This window comes from Halobacillus sp. B23F22_1 (assembly GCF_043497005.1).
Lineage (GTDB): Bacteria > Bacillota > Bacilli > Bacillales > Halobacillaceae > Halobacillus_A.
This window is the reverse complement of record NZ_JBIEKE010000001.1, coordinates 797449-816245: the sequence shown is the minus strand read 5'-3', so window position 1 is coordinate 816245 and position 18797 is coordinate 797449. Positions and strand designations below refer to the sequence as shown.

20 protein-coding genes are annotated in these 18797 nt (G+C 43.5%); 2 read left to right on the top strand and 18 right to left on the bottom strand.

From position 1 onward, the window contains the following. Positions 1 to 9 precede the first annotated feature (9 nt). The 8 genes from ACGTNH_RS04170 to ACGTNH_RS04135 form a co-directional block, all read right to left on the bottom strand. A complete protein-coding gene (locus tag ACGTNH_RS04170) occupies positions 10 to 1491 on the bottom strand; it encodes a tripartite tricarboxylate transporter permease (protein WP_394585186.1) in 1482 nt (493 codons plus the stop codon). A 21-nt stretch (positions 1492 to 1512) separates the two neighbouring features. Continuing rightward, positions 1513 to 1953, bottom strand: coding sequence for a tripartite tricarboxylate transporter TctB family protein (locus ACGTNH_RS04165; RefSeq protein WP_394585185.1), 441 nt, complete (start codon positions 1951 to 1953; stop codon positions 1513 to 1515). Between the two features lie 29 nt (positions 1954 to 1982). Continuing rightward, on the bottom strand, positions 1983 to 2984 hold the full coding sequence (locus ACGTNH_RS04160) for a tripartite tricarboxylate transporter substrate binding protein (protein ID WP_394585183.1): 1002 nt from the start codon (positions 2982 to 2984) through the stop codon (positions 1983 to 1985). Positions 2985 to 3002: 18 nt separating this feature from the next. After that, positions 3003 to 4019: a 2-dehydro-3-deoxygalactonokinase gene (locus ACGTNH_RS04155; protein ID WP_394585182.1), complete on the bottom strand. Its 1017-nt coding sequence runs from the start codon at positions 4017 to 4019 to the stop codon at positions 3003 to 3005. Positions 4020 to 4036: 17 nt separating this feature from the next. After that, positions 4037 to 4675: a bifunctional 4-hydroxy-2-oxoglutarate aldolase/2-dehydro-3-deoxy-phosphogluconate aldolase gene (locus ACGTNH_RS04150; protein WP_394585180.1), complete on the bottom strand. Its 639-nt coding sequence runs from the start codon at positions 4673 to 4675 to the stop codon at positions 4037 to 4039. Between the two features lie 123 nt (positions 4676 to 4798). After that, entirely contained in the window at positions 4799 to 5566 is a 768-nt protein-coding gene (locus ACGTNH_RS04145) for an IclR family transcriptional regulator (RefSeq protein WP_394585179.1), read from the bottom strand. Between the two features lie 67 nt (positions 5567 to 5633). Continuing rightward, on the bottom strand, positions 5634 to 6317 hold the full coding sequence (locus ACGTNH_RS04140; protein WP_394585178.1) for a response regulator transcription factor: 684 nt from the start codon (positions 6315 to 6317) through the stop codon (positions 5634 to 5636). Beyond that, positions 6295 to 7395 carry a sensor histidine kinase gene (locus ACGTNH_RS04135; RefSeq protein ID WP_394585176.1) on the bottom strand — a complete coding sequence of 367 codons (1101 nt, stop codon included), beginning with the start codon at positions 7393 to 7395 and terminating at the stop codon, positions 6295 to 6297. The genes ACGTNH_RS04140 and ACGTNH_RS04135 overlap by 23 nt, the downstream gene beginning before the upstream one ends. Positions 7396 to 7682: 287 nt before the next feature. Here ACGTNH_RS04135 and ACGTNH_RS04130 point away from each other — a divergent pair, with 287 nt between their 5' ends. Both ACGTNH_RS04130 and ACGTNH_RS04125 read left to right on the top strand, forming a co-directional pair. Further along, positions 7683 to 7937: a hypothetical protein gene (locus tag ACGTNH_RS04130; RefSeq protein WP_394585174.1), complete on the top strand. Its 255-nt coding sequence runs from the start codon at positions 7683 to 7685 to the stop codon at positions 7935 to 7937. A 13-nt stretch (positions 7938 to 7950) separates the two neighbouring features. Further along, positions 7951 to 8436: a hypothetical protein gene (locus ACGTNH_RS04125; RefSeq protein ID WP_394585173.1), complete on the top strand. Its 486-nt coding sequence runs from the start codon at positions 7951 to 7953 to the stop codon at positions 8434 to 8436. Positions 8437 to 8609: 173 nt separating this feature from the next. On the opposite strand, the gene ACGTNH_RS04120 is transcribed toward ACGTNH_RS04125, so the two are convergent. The 10 genes from ACGTNH_RS04120 to ACGTNH_RS04075 form a co-directional block, all read right to left on the bottom strand. Further along, on the bottom strand, positions 8610 to 9455 hold the full coding sequence (locus ACGTNH_RS04120; RefSeq protein WP_394585171.1) for an SDR family oxidoreductase: 846 nt from the start codon (positions 9453 to 9455) through the stop codon (positions 8610 to 8612). After that, positions 9439 to 10527: a mannonate dehydratase gene (gene uxuA, locus ACGTNH_RS04115; RefSeq protein WP_394585170.1), complete on the bottom strand. Its 1089-nt coding sequence runs from the start codon at positions 10525 to 10527 to the stop codon at positions 9439 to 9441. The genes ACGTNH_RS04120 and uxuA overlap by 17 nt, the downstream gene beginning before the upstream one ends. Continuing rightward, on the bottom strand, positions 10527 to 11939 hold the full coding sequence (uxaC, locus tag ACGTNH_RS04110; protein ID WP_394585169.1) for a glucuronate isomerase: 1413 nt from the start codon (positions 11937 to 11939) through the stop codon (positions 10527 to 10529). The genes uxuA and uxaC overlap by 1 nt, the downstream gene beginning before the upstream one ends. Before the next feature lie 37 nt (positions 11940 to 11976). After that, positions 11977 to 12735 (bottom strand): SDR family NAD(P)-dependent oxidoreductase, encoded by a 759-nt coding sequence (locus ACGTNH_RS04105; protein ID WP_394585168.1) that lies wholly within the window; start codon positions 12733 to 12735, stop codon positions 11977 to 11979. 17 nt (positions 12736 to 12752) lie between these two features. Continuing rightward, a complete protein-coding gene (locus tag ACGTNH_RS04100) occupies positions 12753 to 14030 on the bottom strand; it encodes a TRAP transporter large permease (protein ID WP_394585167.1) in 1278 nt (425 codons plus the stop codon). Positions 14031 to 14046: 16 nt separating this feature from the next. Further along, complete coding sequence (locus ACGTNH_RS04095; RefSeq protein ID WP_394585166.1) at positions 14047 to 14523, bottom strand: TRAP transporter small permease; 477 nt, start codon at positions 14521 to 14523, stop codon at positions 14047 to 14049. A 12-nt stretch (positions 14524 to 14535) separates the two neighbouring features. Further along, on the bottom strand, positions 14536 to 15549 hold the full coding sequence (locus tag ACGTNH_RS04090; protein ID WP_394585165.1) for a C4-dicarboxylate TRAP transporter substrate-binding protein: 1014 nt from the start codon (positions 15547 to 15549) through the stop codon (positions 14536 to 14538). Between the two features lie 74 nt (positions 15550 to 15623). Beyond that, positions 15624 to 16307 (bottom strand): GntR family transcriptional regulator, encoded by a 684-nt coding sequence (locus ACGTNH_RS04085; protein WP_394585164.1) that lies wholly within the window; start codon positions 16305 to 16307, stop codon positions 15624 to 15626. A 403-nt stretch (positions 16308 to 16710) separates the two neighbouring features. Then, positions 16711 to 17172: a RidA family protein gene (locus ACGTNH_RS04080; protein ID WP_394585162.1), complete on the bottom strand. Its 462-nt coding sequence runs from the start codon at positions 17170 to 17172 to the stop codon at positions 16711 to 16713. A 7-nt stretch (positions 17173 to 17179) separates the two neighbouring features. Further along, positions 17180 to 18793 (bottom strand): N-acyl-D-amino-acid deacylase family protein, encoded by a 1614-nt coding sequence (locus tag ACGTNH_RS04075; RefSeq protein WP_394585161.1) that lies wholly within the window; start codon positions 18791 to 18793, stop codon positions 17180 to 17182. Between the last annotated feature and the right edge of the window lie 4 nt (positions 18794 to 18797).

Below are 18797 nucleotides of genomic sequence, written 5' to 3'. Positions count from 1 at the left end.
GCTCCTTTATTAAGAGTAATCTTCTTTTAGTTTAACAGCTTTCTTCTTCAACAACGGAGCAAACAAGGTTAAGAATGCAAGGCTGAGCAGTACTAACGTAATCGGTCTCGTGTAAAAGATGCTGTAATCCCCTTGAGACATAACGAGGGCACGACTAAAATTACTTTCAAGCATAGGCCCTAATATAAATCCTAAAATGACAGGAGAAACAGGGAACTCATATCTTTTCATGAAATATCCAATGATGCCGGCAATGAGCATGACGATCACATCGAAAAAATTATTATTGATTGCGTATGCGCCTACGGTACATAACACGAGGATGATCGGCATAAGTACGGCTTTTGGAATGAGAAGAATTTTTGTAAACAGCCGGATGCCAAGAAGTCCTAATATGAGAATGATGACATTGGCGATCAGCATTCCGCCAAACAGTGTGTAAACGATCGTTCCGTTCGTTTCAAAAAGCATCGGACCGGGCTGAATCCCTTGGACCATCAAAGCCCCTAACAGCACAGCGGTCACCGCGTCCCCGGGGATCCCTAACGTGAGAAGCGGAATCATTGCTCCACCTGTCACACTGTTATTAGCGGCTTCCGGGGCAGCGACTCCTTTTAAGGCTCCCTCTCCAAATTCGCTTTTATCCTTGGAAAATCGTTTCGCTTCGTTGTATGCCACAAAGGCTGTAATATCTCCTCCGGCTCCTGGAATCATGCCGATAAAAGTTCCAATACCAGCGGAGCGTAGGATCGTTAAAATTAACACTCTAAATTCTTCCCACTTCAGCTTCGTCTTTTCAATCACAACTTTTGCCCGCTTTGCTGAAAACAAATCGCCAATCGACGTAAAGCCTTCAGAAGCTGCAAACAATCCGATCATGACAGGAACGAGGTCCACTCCATTTATTAAGTTCTCATTTCCTCCGGTGAACCGGGCAAAACCGCCAACAGGATCCAGTCCTATTGTGGCGACCATAAGGCCAAGTCCCCCGGCAATCAGCCCTTTGACCAATGTTTTCCCGGCAATACTTGAGATGATCGACAGGCCGAATACAGCTAATGCAAAGGATTCCGGAGCACTAAACTTCAGAGCAAACGCTGCCATTTGCGGAGCGATCAAAATCAGGACAATGACACTTAATATCCCGCCAATTGTAGATGAGAGGGTGGAAATGGTTAAAGCTTTATGAGCCTTTCCTTTCTGGGTCAGTGCATATCCATCAATGGCAGTGGCAGCTGAAGAAGGAGTTCCAGGCGTATTAATGAGGATCGCTGTTAACGAACCGCCATAAACGGCTCCAAAATAAACCCCGATTAATAAAAGAATGCCGGCAACCGGGTCCATTCCAAAGGTAACGGGTAAAATAAGAGCCACACCCATAACGGCGGTTAAACCCGGCAAGGATCCTATCGAAATCCCGATCGCTGAACCAATTAAAATCATAAGGACGACCTGCCATTGCAGGGCGTTCATTAAACCTTCCAGTAACATATGAGTTCCCCCCTTTCTCTATTAAAATATAGTCCCAGTGGGCAAAGTTACATTTAACGTCTGGACAAAGAACACATAGATAAACAACAGCGTGCCTATTGGAACGCTCGATAAAATAATCCAGCTTCTTACTTTGGCATAGAACAATAAGCCTACGATGAATAGTAGAGTAGCTACGTAAAAACCGATAAACGGAATCGAAATGATATAAATACTCGTCAAACCTATCGCAATTATGGAGTAGAGGAAAGAGGGTTTACTCTCTCCCTCTTTCTCTTCTCCTTTAAAGCTGCCGGCCATAAGAAAAGCACTGAAAATAAACATTAATAGACAATACACTCTTGGGATAAACGCAGCACTCGTCATCTGAAGTTCAGATGAGGGAAAACTCATAGTTTCGTAGAAGTAAATCGAACAGCCTATGAGTAAAATAACGCCAATCCATAGATTTGGACGATTCATAGATAATCTCCTTTATCGTAAGTCTCCACCTATTCGTTATTACCAAGATCTAGATCAGAAATGATGTCTCCATAAAAATCACTTTCTGTTTGCATAAATTGCTCGAATTCCTCAGAATCTTTAATTTCCAGACCGAGCCCGTTGCTATCCATAAATTCAGTGAACTCATCCTCTTCAGCTCCCTTAAGGAAAGCTTCTTCAAGCTTGTCTGCTACTTCATCCGGCGTGTCTTGAGGAACGACTAAACCTCTCCAAGTTCCAACAGGAGTAGCGTCTACACCTTCTTCTTCAAATGTCGGTACATCCGGCATGATATCGGAGCGGTCTTCAGACATAACCCCTAATGTTTTTAAGTCACCTGATTCCACCTGCGGCAATACTTCTGCCGGGCTGACGGTAACCGCATCGATATGTCCGCCCATAAGAGAAGTAACTGCTGGAGCAGCACCTTCAAAAGGAACGTGGTTCAGTTCAATTCCTGTTTCTTTAGCGAAACTTTCCGCTGCAATATGCCAGATCGAACCTGCCCCTGCATTTCCTACTTGTACTTCACCCGGGTGTTCCTCAGCATACTCTATGAATTCTTCAATAGTGTCATAAGGGGCATCTGCCGGAACGGTAAGAGCGGCAGGATCAAGGTTCACAAGACCGAGTGGTTTAAACTGGTCACTTGATATATTAGAGACGCCTAAGTGCTTCAACATCGTAAGCTCAACAAACACCATACTGACGGTATAACCATCAGGCGCTGCATTGGCTCCTTCAGTCATTCCTGTGGCACCGCTGCCGCCTTCTTTGTTTTCTACCCCGATCGATTCACCTAAATGTTCTTCGGTCGCATCAGCCAGGGCTCTAGCTGTGGAATCCGTGCCCCCGCCAGCCGCAGAAGGCACAATTAAAGTAACTGGCTTCTCAGGAAATGAAGAAGCATCTTCGCTATCACCAGATGAACTTTCCTCTCCACTACAACCGGCTAAGAGTAACAACGTTCCTAAACAAATGACGAAAAAATATTTACTGAAATAGTTCATTTTTGCCCTCCTCATATTTTAAACGCTTTCATTTTTTATATAGTTTTCGAAATAAGACTGACCGACTTCCAACGTTCCATAAACAGCAGCCATCTCCACTTGTTCATCATCTGCCGTGATCAAGTGAGCGGGTTCATTTACATAATTGAGGAGATGGTAAAAAATCTTTCGTAACGGATTGGATCCGCCAATCATAATCCATTCCACCTGTTCTTCCTCCAGCATTTGCTGCAAGGCTTCCATATCATAATAAAGAATGGCGCCGGCATAGTAATTGGCACGTTCATCCGCCGTCAGTTCTGAGAACAACTGCAGCAGCCGGATATGATATAAGCTCCTTGTCACCCCGACTTTGCGAGCGGCCAAATATCCTTTAATCAAATAGTCTGGATTTACTTCTTCTACGAGGTTTTCATGGAGTGAATCCGAGATAATTGTTTGATCTCGAACAGCCTGAAGCATTTCTCCTCCGAGTGTAGAGCGGCAGCTTAACAACTCCTGCTGCTCTCCCACTAAAACGAATTTCGTATGCGATCCCGGCAGTACCATCAGCCCTTTGCCTTGAGGTTTTGCCTGGGTCAGCAAGCCGATGGTTTCTACTTCCTCCCCTCTCATGACGTCGTATTGATTAATCACACTTATATCATCTAATGAAGCAGACACATTGTTCTTCATACCAGGGACGTACAAACATGGAATGTTTAGAAACTCTTCAGCTTCTACCACTTGAACGCCGCCAATGAAATCCTCGATCCTTGCGGGTGAAGGAATGTGAGGAACTTCATGCAACCCTAGATTAGACGTGATCATACCAGCAGCAACTATGTATTTGATATCGCGTTTCGTCAGTGAATGTTGGTTGAGCAGCTGCTGAATGCCTTTCGCTAAATCCTGTTTTAACTTGTTGTTACTGCCATCAATCGCCGTATTTCTCACACCGACTTTTAATTTTATAACATCGACGATCTGTTTATCTTTTTCTTGAACTAATCGAATTCTTGAATTCGTTGTTCCTGAATCGATTAATATAATCAACTTCTCACCACATTCCCTTATGAATTAATGACTTCATCTCTGATCTTAATGAATTGCTCGGCTCTTGCAGTTATTTCTTGAAAATTGCCTTCCTCAATCAGTTGACTGCTGACGAGTGAGCTTCCGATTCCAACAGACTGCCAGTTAGAGCTGAGGTAGTCGGCCACGTTATCGAGCCCCACTCCTCCAACGGCCATCACGTCAACAAATGGCAGCGGACCTTTTACATCCTTGGCAAAATTCTTCCCAACGGAGCGAACCGGAAATACTTTGACCTGCTGCGCTCCATATTCGTAAGCGGTTAAGGCTTCCGTTGGTGTCATAACACCCGGAACCACCGGAATGCCATAGCGATTCCCCATTTCAATCGTTGCTTTACTTAAAGTGGGGGCCAGGAGAAAATCAGCTCCTGCCATAATCGCCGCACGCGCACTTTCCTTATCAAGCACCGTTCCTGCTCCGACGAGTAAATCACTCCTGTGTGCTTTTAATTTTGAGATGATTTCTAAAGCGCCCGGCGTGTTAAGCGTGACCTCAACCACTCGAATTCCACCTTCATACAAACTTTCGACCAGACTCTCTACATGTTCTGTACTCTCAAGCCTTATAATAGCGACAATCTTTTCCTCGTTGATCCGATCCATCGTCTTCATCATTCGAAAACCTCCTTATGTTCCTTATTAAGGAACACTGTTCCAATAATGCCTTAAAAAAATAAGAACAGCTTTTCAATACTTGTTGAAATCATAACGCTACTTGAAAACGCTGTCAATGTTTTTTTATAATCCTAAAGCCTCAGAGATTCGTTTTGAAGCTTTTAACACTTCTTCGGAAAAGAACGCAAGCTTCTCTTCATTCACTCTCATCATTGGTCCCGCGACACTAATTCCTCCGACCACTTCACCTTTATAATTAAAAACAGGAGCAGCCGCACATTTAATACCCTCTTCATGTTCCTCCAGGTCGAAAGAAACCCCTCGCGTTCTAATTTCCTCCAAGTGCTTGTTCATTGAGTCTTGGTCCGTAATCGTATGTTCCGTAAATTTCGTCATCGGACGTTCTGTTAAAACTTCTTCGATTTTTTCCTGTGGTAAAAAGGCTAAAATGGCTTTCCCAACGCCCGTGCAGTGCATAGGAGCCCGCTTTCCAATCCGGGAAAACATACGTATCGTCGCTTCCGACTCTGTTTTATCAATATACACGATCTCTAAATTATCCATTACGACAAGGTGAACCGTTTCTCCCGTGATCTCCGCTAATTGATTGAGGTACGGAGCAGCAATCTGCCGGATATTTAAGTGACTTGAAGCGACTTCGCCAAGCTCAATCAATTTTAACCCGAGCAGATACCTTTCATTCTCATGATCCTGTTTGACGAAACCCTGCTGTAATAAGGAACTGAGAAGACGGTGAATCGTACTTTTTGATACGTCTAAACGATAGGAAAGCTCCGTTACCCCTAAGCCTTTAGGAAAATCCTTTAAAATACTTAAGATGTGTAAAGCTCTGTCCACGGATTGAACAGTCGTTGCTTCTTTCTTTGCCATGTGTATCCCTCCAAAATGCCGTCATGTGATTTGGATTATATCATAATCTTCTAGATTACAACGTCCGTTATTTCAAAAACCGGTACCCCACACCCCAGATCGTTTCAATGTAAGCCGGCTTTGAGGCATCCTCTTCTATTTTCTCCCGGATCCTTCTGACATGAACGGTCACCGTCGTACTATCACCCAGCGCATCAAGCCCCCAGATCCGCTCCATCAAGTCATCTTTACTGAACACTTGATTGGGATGAAGCGCCATGAACTCAAGCAGGTCAAACTCCCGGGCGGTCAGCGTTTTTTCTTCTCCATTAACGAAAACCCGTCGGGAGGCGCTGTCGATGTGCAGACCTCGCACTGTAATATCTTTGTCGTCTTCCTTGCCGACGAGCCGCTGATATCTGGTAAGGTGGGCCTTCACGCGGGCGACGAGTTCATTCGGGCTGAAAGGTTTGACGATATAATCATCGGCTCCAAGGCCGAGACCTCGTACTTTATCAATATCGCTCGTCTTGGCAGTGATCATGAGAATCGGCACTTCTTTTTCTTTTCTTACCTTTTTACAAATCTCAAATCCACTCACTCCCGGCAGCATTAGATCCAGCAGAAGGAGGTCGTAATCTTCCTGCAGTGCTTTTTGCAGACCCTTTTCTCCATCTCCTTCGATATCGACGGCATATCCGTTTATTTCTAAGTAATCGCGTTCAAGCTCGGCAATTTCCCGCTCATCTTCAATGACTAAGATCCGCTTCATTTGCTTCCTCCTCCCATTTCTCCAGGGAAAAGGTAATCGTTGTACCTTTTCCTTCTTCACTATCGGCAGTGACGTCGCCGCCATGCTCTTCGACAATTTTTTTCACAATCGCAAGGCCGAGACCTGAGCCGTTCGCTTTACCGCGCGCAGCATCAGCCTGATAAAACTGTTCAAAAATGTGCGGCAGGTGAGCTTTAGATATGCCCTGTCCGTTATCTTGTATAGTGATTTCAATCCTGCCTCCGCTTTCTTGAAGCGTAACCTGCAGAAGCTTATCTTCCTTGTCCATATGCTTCAAACTGTTTTTGATCAAATTCGTGACGACGCGGTTCAGCTGCTCCCGGTCCGCTTTTACAAAAAAGCTCCGCTTCTCTTCCGCCTGCAGCTCGACTTCCACATCCGCACTGAGCTCCACCTCTTCTAAGTAGTCCAGAAAATAAGCGTACAAATCGACTTTTTCATAATGAAACGGCACGCGCTGCACGTCAAGCTTGGAATATAAAAACAGCTCATCGATCAGGTGATCCATTTCGTCAGCCTTTTTATAAACGGTAGTCGCGTAGCGCTGAAGCTTCTCCGGCGTATCAGCGACACCGTCAACAATCCCTTCTACGTAGCCTTTTATAGAAGTAATCGGTGTTTTCAAATCATGCGATATGCTGGCGATCAGTTCTTTGCGGCTTTCTTCATATTTGTGATGCAGTTCTTCCGCTTCCTGCAGCTTTCTCCTCATCGTTTCAAAGCTTTCCGCCAGCTCCCCGAGTTCATCCCGGCGTTCAGGTTTTATTTGAAAATCAAGCTCCCCATCGGCAATTCTTTTCGCTGCACTTGAAAGCTCCCGCACCGGTTTAATGATCGTTTTGGCCACATAGTACGTTAACAGGCCGTTGGTCACGATGAGGATGATAATGATTCCGATAAAACGGATCTGCGTAAACGTTTCTATTCTGCTTTCGACGTCCAAATCGAAGACGCGGAACATCAAAAGACCTAATAAAATTTCCATCACCAGCAGCCCAATGATCGGCAGCACAATCATGCCGAGATTGGATAAAAGCAGCCGTTTTCGAATCGACACAGTCATTCACCTTCTTTCCCTATCATTTCTCTCTACCATTCTAACCGATAAATCTTAAGAAATTCTTAACAACGAGCGCAGAGATTTAATACATCGTTAAGAATTCAGCAAGCGTTTATTTAGAAAGGCTCTCTATGATAGAGACAGCAAAGGAGTGAAGCACAATGCACTTATCATGGAAATTAATTTTAGGACTGGGCGCCGTCGCGCTCATCCGCCCGCTGCTCAGCAGTCTCGGTATACTCGCCCTCATCGGGCAGCCGGCCGCCAGTCTAGCCGTAACCCTTGTGATCACCATCGTCTGGATCGCAGCCGTTTTATGGAAAAACGTATCCCGGCCAGTGAGCACGCTGTTTTATGCAGGAGTGGCCTACGGCATATTTGCGATCGTCATCAGTGCAGTCATGTCACCAATTGTTACTGGAGAACTGCAGGGACCGCTGACTCATCCGTTTGGGATCGTCAGTGTCCTTGTCACCAATGCAATCTGGGGAACAGCTGCCGGCGTAATCGCTGTCGTATTAAAAAAAGCAATCAACTAAGGAGGAAAAACCAATGAGAGAGAAAATGACGTTTATCTTTATCGCCGGACACTTATGGATTCAGCTCATTATGCTCGGAAGTATTTTATTGCAGACCTTTATGGTGTACCCGAATATATTTCACGACATCCCGCATTCCTTTGAAACCGGCATGGAATTCATGGCCGTCGCAGCGCCGAACACGTACTTCCCGCCGCTTGGGTTCTTCAGTATTTTAACAGGAATTGCCGCCGTTGTACTGGCGTGGCGTTATAAGCGGGTGAAGTGGTGGGTGCTCGCAAGTATGCTGATGATCGTTCTTGAGGGAGCGGCATCAATGATCTTTGAATGGCCGCGAAATGAGATCATGTTTATTGAAGGTGTAAGTGTTCATAGTGTGGAGTTCTTAACGAAGACGGCGCGGGAGTTTCTCGCTGTTCATGGGTTCAGAGTGCTGTGTAATATTGCGGGCTCGGTGCTTATTTTTATCGGCTTTTTGAAATATGTTCGGGAGCGTTGATTGAGCACTTATGAAGATGGGACAAAACTGAATAAAGCATAAAATAATCCGAACGATTCTATTGAAATCAGTTCGGATTATTTGTATTAAAAAGCTCCGTCAAAATACTCCGCTTCCCTCACCGGGTACCAGGTACCGAAATTCACACTTTCGGTACCTGGTACCCTTCTTTGTCAAACTCCTGAATACGCTAGAAAACCACCATCTACTGAAATAGTAGAGCCCGTCACAAAACCAGACATGCTGTCATCTGCGAGCCACAACAACGTACCTAGTAAATCTTCCGGCTTGCCAAATCTGTTCATCGGGGTATGGCTGATGATTTTTTGGGATCTTTCTGTTAACTCCCCCTCGCTATCCAGCAGTAAATTCCGGTTCTGTTCGGTTAAGAAAAATCCTGGCGCAATAGCATTGACGCGAATTCCAGAGTCGGCAAAATGGACAGCTAACCACTGCGTCAGGTTTTCAATCCCTGCTTTCGCTGCGCTATAGGCAGGCACTTTAGTCATGGGAGAAGGAGCGCTCATGGAGGACATATTAATAACAGTGCCTCCGGATCCATCGACCATGTCTTTCATAAATTCTTGTGAAGGAATAAGAGTCCCTAGTATGTTCAAATCAAATACAAACCCAAAGCCTTCTTTCGTTAAATCAAAGAAGCTCTTACACTCATCCTCTGCTTCTTTCCGCTGATAAGTTTCCTCAGTAGTAATCCCTTCAGGGTGGTTCCCTCCAGCTCCATTGATTAAAATTTGGCAGGGCCCCAGCTTTTCATTGACTTCAGCTTTTGCACTTTTCACCTTATCAAGATCCAATACATCACAGGAGATGGCGAGTGCCTCTCCCCCCTCCTTGCGTATATCTTCTTCAACTTCTCTTCCTTTTTCCACAGTTCTATTGAGAATAGCGACTTTAGCACCCTGCCGGCCCAGTTCTCTGGCCATTGCTCCACATAGCACGCCGCTCCCTCCTGTGATTACGACTACTTTTCCTTTTAAATTTTCATTTAATGGCAGCATATTGACTCTCCTTTTCCATTCTCACAAGAGAATCCCAGATTCCTTGAATGTACATAATTCCTAGTGCTCGATCGTACAAACCATATCCAGGCCTGCAGGTTTCATCCCAAATGTGCCGGCCATGATCCGGCCTTACATAACCGGTGAATCCTTGTTTACGATAAGCTTTTACAATTTCATAAATGTCTAGAGAACCATCTTCCGTCCGATGAGAGGTTTCTACAAAATCTCCATTGTCATAACGTTTTAAATTACGGATATGAGCAAAATGAATGCGCGGCCCGAATTTGTGAATCATAGAGGGGATGTCATTTTCCCCGTTTGCTCCTAGTGAACCACTACATAACGTAAGCCCATTATTTGGACTGTCCACCAGGTTAAGAAATCGACTAATATTCCTTTCATTCGTAATGATTCTAGGCAGTCCAAAGACAGACCAAGGTGGATCGTCCGGATGGATCGCCATGCGAATATCCAACTGTTCGGCTAGTGGGATGATTTCATCTAGAAAATATTTTAAATGACTCCAAATCATCTCTTCGGTAACTTCCTGATAGGCGTCAAACAGCTCTGACAGCTTGGCTAATCTTTCTGGTTCCCAGCCAGGTAATGTAAAGCTTTTTTCTTTTAAAATTTGTTGAGCCAGTTCATCTGGTTCTATACCTTCCACTTTTGCCTTCTCATAAAATAACGCTGTTGATCCATCCTCAAGCTCTTTAAATAACTCCGTTCGTATCCAGTCAAAAACAGGCATGAAGTTATAACAGATTACTTTCACGCCGGCTTCTGCTAAGTTCTTCATCGTTTGTTTATAATTTTCAATATAATAATCTCTTGTGGAACGTCCTAATTTAATGTCTTCATGCACGTTCACACTCTCAACAACGTCTATATTGAAACCAGAGGACTCCACCGATTTTTTTACTTTTTCAATTTCATGTAACGTCCACTTTTCGCCCGCTGGTATGTGATGCAGGGCCCATACAATCCCTTTCACCCCAGGGATTTGTTTGATGTGCGAAAGAGGGATATGGTCGTTATCCTCTCCGAACCATCTAAAAACCATTTCCATTAATCGTCACCCCGTTTGATTTGCAAATATTCCATAATATTGTTAAAACAAATATCTTCTACCATCTTCTTAAGCATGGAATGGTCTAAAGGGTATTCTCCATTTTCCACCCAATTGCCAATCACATTACATAGAATCCTTCGAAAATATTCATGCCTCGTAAAGGAGAGGAGGCTTCGTGAATCTGTGAGCATTCCAACAAATGCGGGCAATAGACCGCAATTTGCTAAAGCTTTTAGTTGTTCAACCATTCCATCCCGCTGGTCATTAAACCACCATCCACTTCCAAATTGAACTTTTCCTGGAATTTCACCCTGGAAATTTCCGATCATCGAAGCGATCATGTAATTATCCCGCGGATTTAAATTGTAAACAATCGTCTTCGGAAGAGAATCTGTATAATCTAATGAGTCAAGGAGGGAAGATAAATCCTCCGCATAGGCAAAGTCGGCAATTGAATCGAACCCTGCATTTGCACCGACTTGCTTCAACTTTTTCGTATTATTGTTACGCAATCCGCCTATATGAAGCTGCATGGCCCATCCTTCTTTAGCGTATAGTCTGCCTAATGACTGAAGGACGGCTGTTTTAAACTTAATAACTTCTTCTTCAGTTAACGACTCTCTTCGTCTCCCTTTAGTAAAAATTTCATTTACTTCCTGCATGCTGGCTTTCATATAAAAATTAGAGTCTAATCCGTGATCAGCTAATCGACACCCCTGTTCATGAAAGTAGTCCACTCTTACTTCTAAGCCGTTAATGAAATTCTCATAGGAATTGATTGGGAGTCCGGTCAATTCCTGCAGTTTTTCGATCCATTGTACAAAGGAAGCATTCTCAATATTAAGAGCTCCATCCGGCCGGAATGTGGGCAGCACCATTGCTTTAAAGCTTTCATTTTCCTTGAGCTCTCTATGGTACCTTAGATCATCCAGTGGATCGTCTGTTGTACAAAGACCATGAACATTTGAACGCTTGATTAGTTGTTGAGGTGTAAAATCTTCTGTGCTTAATAATTTATTGCTCTCTTTCCAAATCTCCTCCGCTGTCGCGGGGCTTAAAGGGGTATGGATGTTAAAATAACGCTGTAATTCTAAATGGGTCCAGTGATACAAAGGATTTCCTATAGCATAAGGTATCGTTTCAGCCCACTTATAAAACTTAGCTTTTTCATCAGCATCACCGGTAATGAACTCCTCATCTATTCCCATGGTTCTTAGAGCTCTCCATTTGTAATGGTCTCCATCCAGCCAAACTTCTGTTAGGTTAGAAAATGATTTATTCTCTGCTATCTCTTTTGCCGAAAGGTGACAATGATAATCAAAGATCGGCATATCCTTCGCATACTCATGATATAGTACTTTAGCTGTTTCTGTTTCTAGTAGAAAATTTTCATCCATGAAGGGTTTCATGGGGAGCCCTCCTTTCCAAGTGTTCAAAAACTATTCTTTAATCCATTAGAAGCCCGCCATTAACTTCAATGATTTCGCCAGTCACATAACTAGCAAGAGAAGACGCTAAATATAAGGCCGCACCTGCTACTTCCTCTGGCGTTCCTTCACGGCCGAGAGGTACCTGGCCGGCCATTTTCTCTCTTACATCAGTAGAAGTGTAACGGTCATGAAAAGGCGTGGAGATAATTCCAGGTGCAATTCCATTGACCCTGATATTGTCATCTACTAATTCTTTAGCGAGCCCTCTGGTAAATGTGCTAACGGCTCCCTTAGCAGAAGCATAGGCCACAGCACCTCCCCCTCCTCCATTTCTAGCAGCAAGGGAAGACATATTTATGATACTAGCTTCCTTCTGGCTCTTCAGCAAAGGCAATGAGGCTTGCGTAACGTGAAAGACAGAATGTAGATTAATATCTATTATATTCCTCCAGTCTTCCTCTTCTAAGTCTTCTATTTTTGAACGCGTGACCATAGTGCCGGCATTATTAATCAATACATCTAATCTTCCAAAATGCTCTTGAATTTCCGCTACCATCTTACTGACAGATTCTCTATCCGTTACGTCTCCAGCAACGAGCAGCGCGGAAACTCCTTTTTCTTCTACCATTTTTTTCGTCACTTCAGCTTGTTTGATGTTAGAGTTTCCGTGAACGACCACACTGGCTTCATGTTCAGCGAAAGCAAGCGCAATGGCTCTGCCAATACCGGTGCTGCTGCCCGTAATCCATACAACTTTCCCTTTAAATGAATTCACTTCCTCACCTCTTCAAGTTAGAATAAATTTGGTAAAAACATTGATATTTCTGGTACAAATGTGAGTAATCCTATCAATATAAAGATACATATTATAAAAGGAAATGATTCTTTCACATAATCTTCAATAGATACATTAGTAAGTGAACATACCGTGTACATCGTTACACCGACAGGAGGGGTCATTCCCCCAAACGTTACAATCGTCATCATTAAAATTCCAAAATGGACTGGATCCACACCTATCTGGGTAATAATAGGCAGAAAGATCGGAGTCAAGAGAAGCACCAGTACAGTAGATTCAATAAACATCCCGGCAAAGATAAGAAATATTAAAATTAAAATGAGTAATAAACTGGGGCTGCTTGTCACTCCTAATAGAAATTCAGCCGTACTCTGCGGCAAGCGATCATAAGTAATTAAAAATCCTAAAATAGAAGATGTAGAAATGATTAATAAAATAATCGCATTGTCCGTGACGGATTGGCCGACAGCTTGTTTAAAAGATTTCCAGTCCAGCTCCCTGTACACGAGGAAACCGATAATTAAAGCATAAACCACAGCAAAAGCTCCAGCTTCTGAAGGGGTAAAGACACCAAGACGAATGCCGACCACTAATATGACTGGAAATAATAAAGCCCAAAAGCTCTTACGGAAGGTGGTTAAGACTTCTTTGAAGGAGGCTCTTTTCATTACTTGTTCCTGATCATAACCTCTTTTTTTAGCTATAATATAAGCCGCCACCATGAGTAGAGCCATCATTAATATCCCTGGGATAATCCCAGCAAGAAATAATTCCCCAATCGAGACTTCTCCTACATATCCATACAGAATCAGCCCAATGCTCGGAGGAATCGTTGCCGTTATTAATGAACTTAACGCAATCACCCCTACTGTATATCCTCCTGAATAGCCCCTGGCCATCATTTGCGGACCAAGGATCCTACTTTGCATGGCAGCATCAGCGTTTGCTGAACCTGAGACACCACCCATCACGGTACTCAGAACGATAGACACATGGGCAAGGCTTCCTACTAAGTGTCCTGTAAGGGCCTGGGCAAAAGCCATTAAACGTTTTGTAATCCCAGAAGCATTCATTAAATTACCTGCAAGAATGAAGAAGGGGACGGCTAATAGTGGGAAAGATTGTGTCCCTGCAATCATTCGCTGCGTAGATATCTCCACCGGCAGACCCGGTTCAAAAAAGAAAAAAGTTACGCTTGAAATCCCGATAGCAAAGGCCACCGGCATATTTAAGAAAAGCAAAGCAAAAAATAGTATGGTGACAACAAGCATCTAATCCCCCCTCTCTCTAGCTCTCTGAACCTAAAGAAATTACTTTATCTTTTAGTTTGAAAATAATGCTGATTACCATAAGAAAGCTTGCAACTGGAATAGACACTGTAACGTAGAAATTACTAATGCCAAGGTTTCCGATAGTTCTTGAGGAGTTCTGAACACTTAATTCCCATCCGAAATAAATAAGGAAAAGGAGAAAAGCAGACATAAGAAGAAGCACCAGGATTTCAATGCTGATTCTGATTTTCTCAGGCAATTTGTTAGTGAAAAAATCCACACCAATGTGTCTGCCTTCTCTCAATGCCCGATTAGCACCTAAGAAAATCACCCATACAAACAGCAGGGTAGCGAACTCAACAGACCATGAAATAGGCGACCCCGCCCATCTCATGAGTGCTGCAATAAATACGAAGAACACGACACCTATCATTAATAAGTTAGTTATAAACTCTTCTATATTTACGTAAAGGCTGGAAATCTTTTTAATCATAAAGATCACTCACTACTTTTCTAGGATTTTGTTAATCTCTTCTCTCAAATCTTCGTACCCCTCAAATTTTTGGTAGACGGATTCGGTCTGCTCTTTAAACAAATCTTTATCTACTTCATGAATCTCTACACCTTCATCTTTAATATCCTGTTCAAATTCTTCTAGTGATTCTTCTGTATTATAGGAAGCTTCTTCCCCTGCCTTAGCAGCTTCTTCATAAATAATATCCTGGTAATCTTCAGGAAGCGTAGCCATCCAGTCAGCTCCCGCGACAATACCTGTAATCAACTGGAAGTGGCTTGTTTTTGAAATATGATCAACCACTTCGTAAAGGTTAGCTCCATAAACTGCTGGAAGCTGGGCTTCAGCACCATCAATTACCCCTTGAGAAATTCCAGGGTACACTTCTGACCAGGCCATTCCAGTCGGACTTCCTCCCATAGCTTTAATAGACTCCAGCCAGACTGGCGCTTCTGGCGTACGCAGCTTAAGCCCTTTTAAATCTTCCGGTTTCTCTACCTTTTTGTTAGAAAGAATATGGCGGTCACCTTGATACCAATTAAAAGAAAGAATGTCCAAACTTTCTTGCTCCACTAACTTTTCTTCCAAGTCTTTAAATAGATCCGATTGGACCACTGTATTGGCCTCATCGTAATTATCTACAATATAAGGGGCAGAAAGAATTCCCATCTCTGGCACTAATTCGGCCAGCCGCCCTGAATCAACAAGCACTGCTACGTTAGCCCCAGCTTTAGCTTGTTCAAGGATATCGGAGTCCTCTCCTAAAGAACCGCTCCCCATGATCTCAATATCTACATCCCCATTTGTCTGTTCTTCCACATTTTTTTCAAATTCTTCGATTCCCTGATAAATCGGATCAGATTCCGTAAGAGCCGTTCCCACTTTCAACTTATAAGTGGCTTCCTCGTTTCCATCCTCCCCGTCAGCACTGGATCCGTCACTACAAGCACTTACAATTAAGAGTCCACCTATCATCAACACACTGATTAACTTTTTCATTAACATACGTACGCCTCCTTGAAGATTTTTTTATAACTTATCGCTTTATATAAAGCGCTTTCACAAAGGATTAAAAAAAATTACTTGAAATATTTCATATATTCACTCGTCAGGCTTTCTTGTTCAAAGGTAAGTTTCTTCAGATGTTCCTCCATGAGCTGATCGGCTAAATCCGGGTTTCTGGTTTCAATGGCATAAATAATCGTTTCGTGTTGTTCTAAAATCAATTCCCAATTATAATGAGCGGCCAGACTCAATACTCTAATTCGATTTAGATGAGCATTCATTTGCTGGATTACGGACCAAATTCTCTCTTTTTCACTGCCAACAGCAATCGTGTAGTGAAACTCTTCATCTAATTCAAATAATTTTGTATAGTTCTTTTCTTCCACACTTTGCTTCTGCTTTGCCAAGTTGTCTTTCAATTGAAGCAGGTTCTCCTTCGACAGCACTTCACAGGCAACACGAACCGCAGCTCTTTCTAAATGTTCGCGAATAAACCGAACTTCTTCCACATGTTTTAAATCGATTAAGGACACGAAAGTACCCCTTTGTGGATACACTTCTAATAATTCTTCTTGAGCTAACTTCATAAAAGCTTCCCTGACAGGTGTTCGACTGACTTGCAGCATTTCTGATATTTCTTTTTCAGAAATACTTCTCCCTGGTGCCAGTTCTAATGAAATGATGTTCTCCCTCAGCCAGCTGTATACTTGATTTCTTGTTGAAAAACCGATTCTCTTATCCAAACTATGTTTCAGCATATTTCAACATCCTCCCTCGTACAACTACCATACTAACATGTTAGTATACTTGTATGGTAGTGTTTTTTTAAAAAATTTAGAATACTCTATTTTTATGTCGTATCAATCGCGTTTTTATCACGAAAAAAGACAGTCTTTTTCACCGCGTTCATTTCTAGGCAGGGTGAGCTAGGTGAAGGAGAGTCTTAATCTATCTTAAAGAAATCCCAAGGAGCGACGCCCCTTCCACTCCTGCGGAAGAACGAGGGAGCCGAGATCGCCGAGCGGGGGTTTCGCGAGGAAGCTCGGGCGCTCGTCCGCGGAAAGGGGAGGGGCTTTCCCTCCTGGCGGCAAGAAAAAAGCTTGTGGAGAAACAGGGGTTTCTCCACAAGCTGAAGCCAGCCGCAGCTGCTTTTTACCACTACTATTCAATCTCAACAATCATCTCAATCTCAACCGGCGTATTAAACGGCAGCTCATTCGATGCAATCGCCGAGCGGGCATGCTCTCCTTTTTCTCCAAAGATTTCTTCTAACAATTCAGACGCTCCATTAATAACGTACGGTTGTTCGACAAACCCGGGTGCTGAATTCACAAAGGCCAACAGCTTGACGACCTGCTTGATTCGGCTTAAATCACCGATCTCTGCCTGCAGGACGGCCAGGCAGTTAATCATTGTCTGGCGGGCCGCTTCGTATCCTTGTTCCACAGTCAGGTCACTTCCTAGTTTTCCTTCATACAGCAGGGTGCCGTTGACGCGGCAGTCCTGGCCGGAGGTGTATACTAGGCTGCCGACTGTTTTAGCGGGTACGTATACGGCTCCCGGCTTTGGTGCTTCTGGAATGTGAATGCCTAATTCGTTGATTTTTTCTTTTACGTTTAACATTTTTCGATCACCTCGTAAGCATAGTTTGGGATGCAGAATTAATAAAGCAGCCGCATGTTTCGGAAGTATGCTGCTTGTCTTTCGTCGTCAGTTTTCCGTTTACAAATACATATTCAATGCCTTCAGGATAATTTTTCGGGTCGCCATAAGTAGCTTTATCTTCGATTTCATTGCAATCAAAGATCACCACGTCGGCGGCGTATCCTTCCGTTAAAAGGCCGCGTTTGCCAAGTCCGAACCTTTTAGCTGGAAAAGAAGTCATTTTTCTGACGGCATCTTCTATCGTAAGGATGTTTTCTTGTTTTACATATTTAGAAAAAACTCGCGGAAACGTCCCGTAAAGCCGCGGATGGGGTTTTCCTGTGTAGCACGTTAAACTGTCGGATGCGATTAAAGCATTCTGGTATTGCATGACATGCTTAACGTCTTGTTCATCCATATGGAAAAAAACAATCCCGATATTTCCGTTTTCTTCTATTAATAGATCAAAAGCCTGGTCTGCTGGATCTTTGCCATTTTCTTTGCTGATAGAGGCTACGGAGCTGCCTTCATATTTCTTAAGCTGAGAGGAATGAATGGAGGAAATAATGACACTCTCCCACCCTGTGGAAGCCACAAGGTTATCCCACTCCTCTTGTTCTTCGCTGAGTTCCTGTTTTATTTCTTCTCTCGTGCGAGGATTTTTTAATCTTTCTAAGACGGAAGTTAATCCTCCCTCTAACGCCCAGGGCGGCAGTAAAGTGGTCAGCATCGTCGACCCCGCGGAATAAGGATACACATCACAGGTAACATCCATTCCTCTGCTTCTCGCCTTCTCAATTAATTCCATCGCTTCCTGGATCTTGCCCCAGTTTCTTCTGCCGGCGGCTTTTAAATGACTGACATGAAGAGGGACGTTTGCTTGATCAGCAATCCAGATCACTTCTTGTACAGATGGGATTAAATTGTTGCCTTCGCCTCGAATGTGTGTGGAAAACAGTCCGTTATACTTAGCGACCACCTGACATAATTCGGCCAGCTCTTCTTTCGTAGAGTAGCTTCCGGGAGAATACAAGAGTCCGATCGAAAGACCAATGGCTCCTGCCTTCATTCCTTGTTCGAGAATGTATTTCATCTCTTCCATTTCTTCTTTAGTTGGCGGTCTGTTCTCAAAACCCATTACCGCAATGCGCAATGAACCATGAGCGACATAGGAAGCCACATTTTCTGAGATTAGACTTTGATCGAGCTCATTGAAATAATCACTGATCGTCTGCCATTTCCAATCCTTATTGGCTTTTCCTAACACAGGTTCAACATAGCTCTGCAAATCTACTTTATAGAGCGGATTGACGGGAACCGGGGCTAACCCGCAGTTTCCTACGACTTCTGTCGTGACTCCCTGCTGAAGCTTAATCTCGCTTTCCGGGAAATCAAGAAGCATTAAGTCGGAGTGGCAGTGGCCGTCAATAAAGCCTGGTGATACCATTCTTCCCTTCGCATCGATCATTTCTTTCGCGTCATGCATGCGATCATTTCCGACGTAAGCGACTGTCCCATCCTTTATGCCGACGTTTCCGTAAAACCATGGATTGCCTGTACCATCTACGATTTTGCCATTAGTAATAAACGTATCAAACATGCTT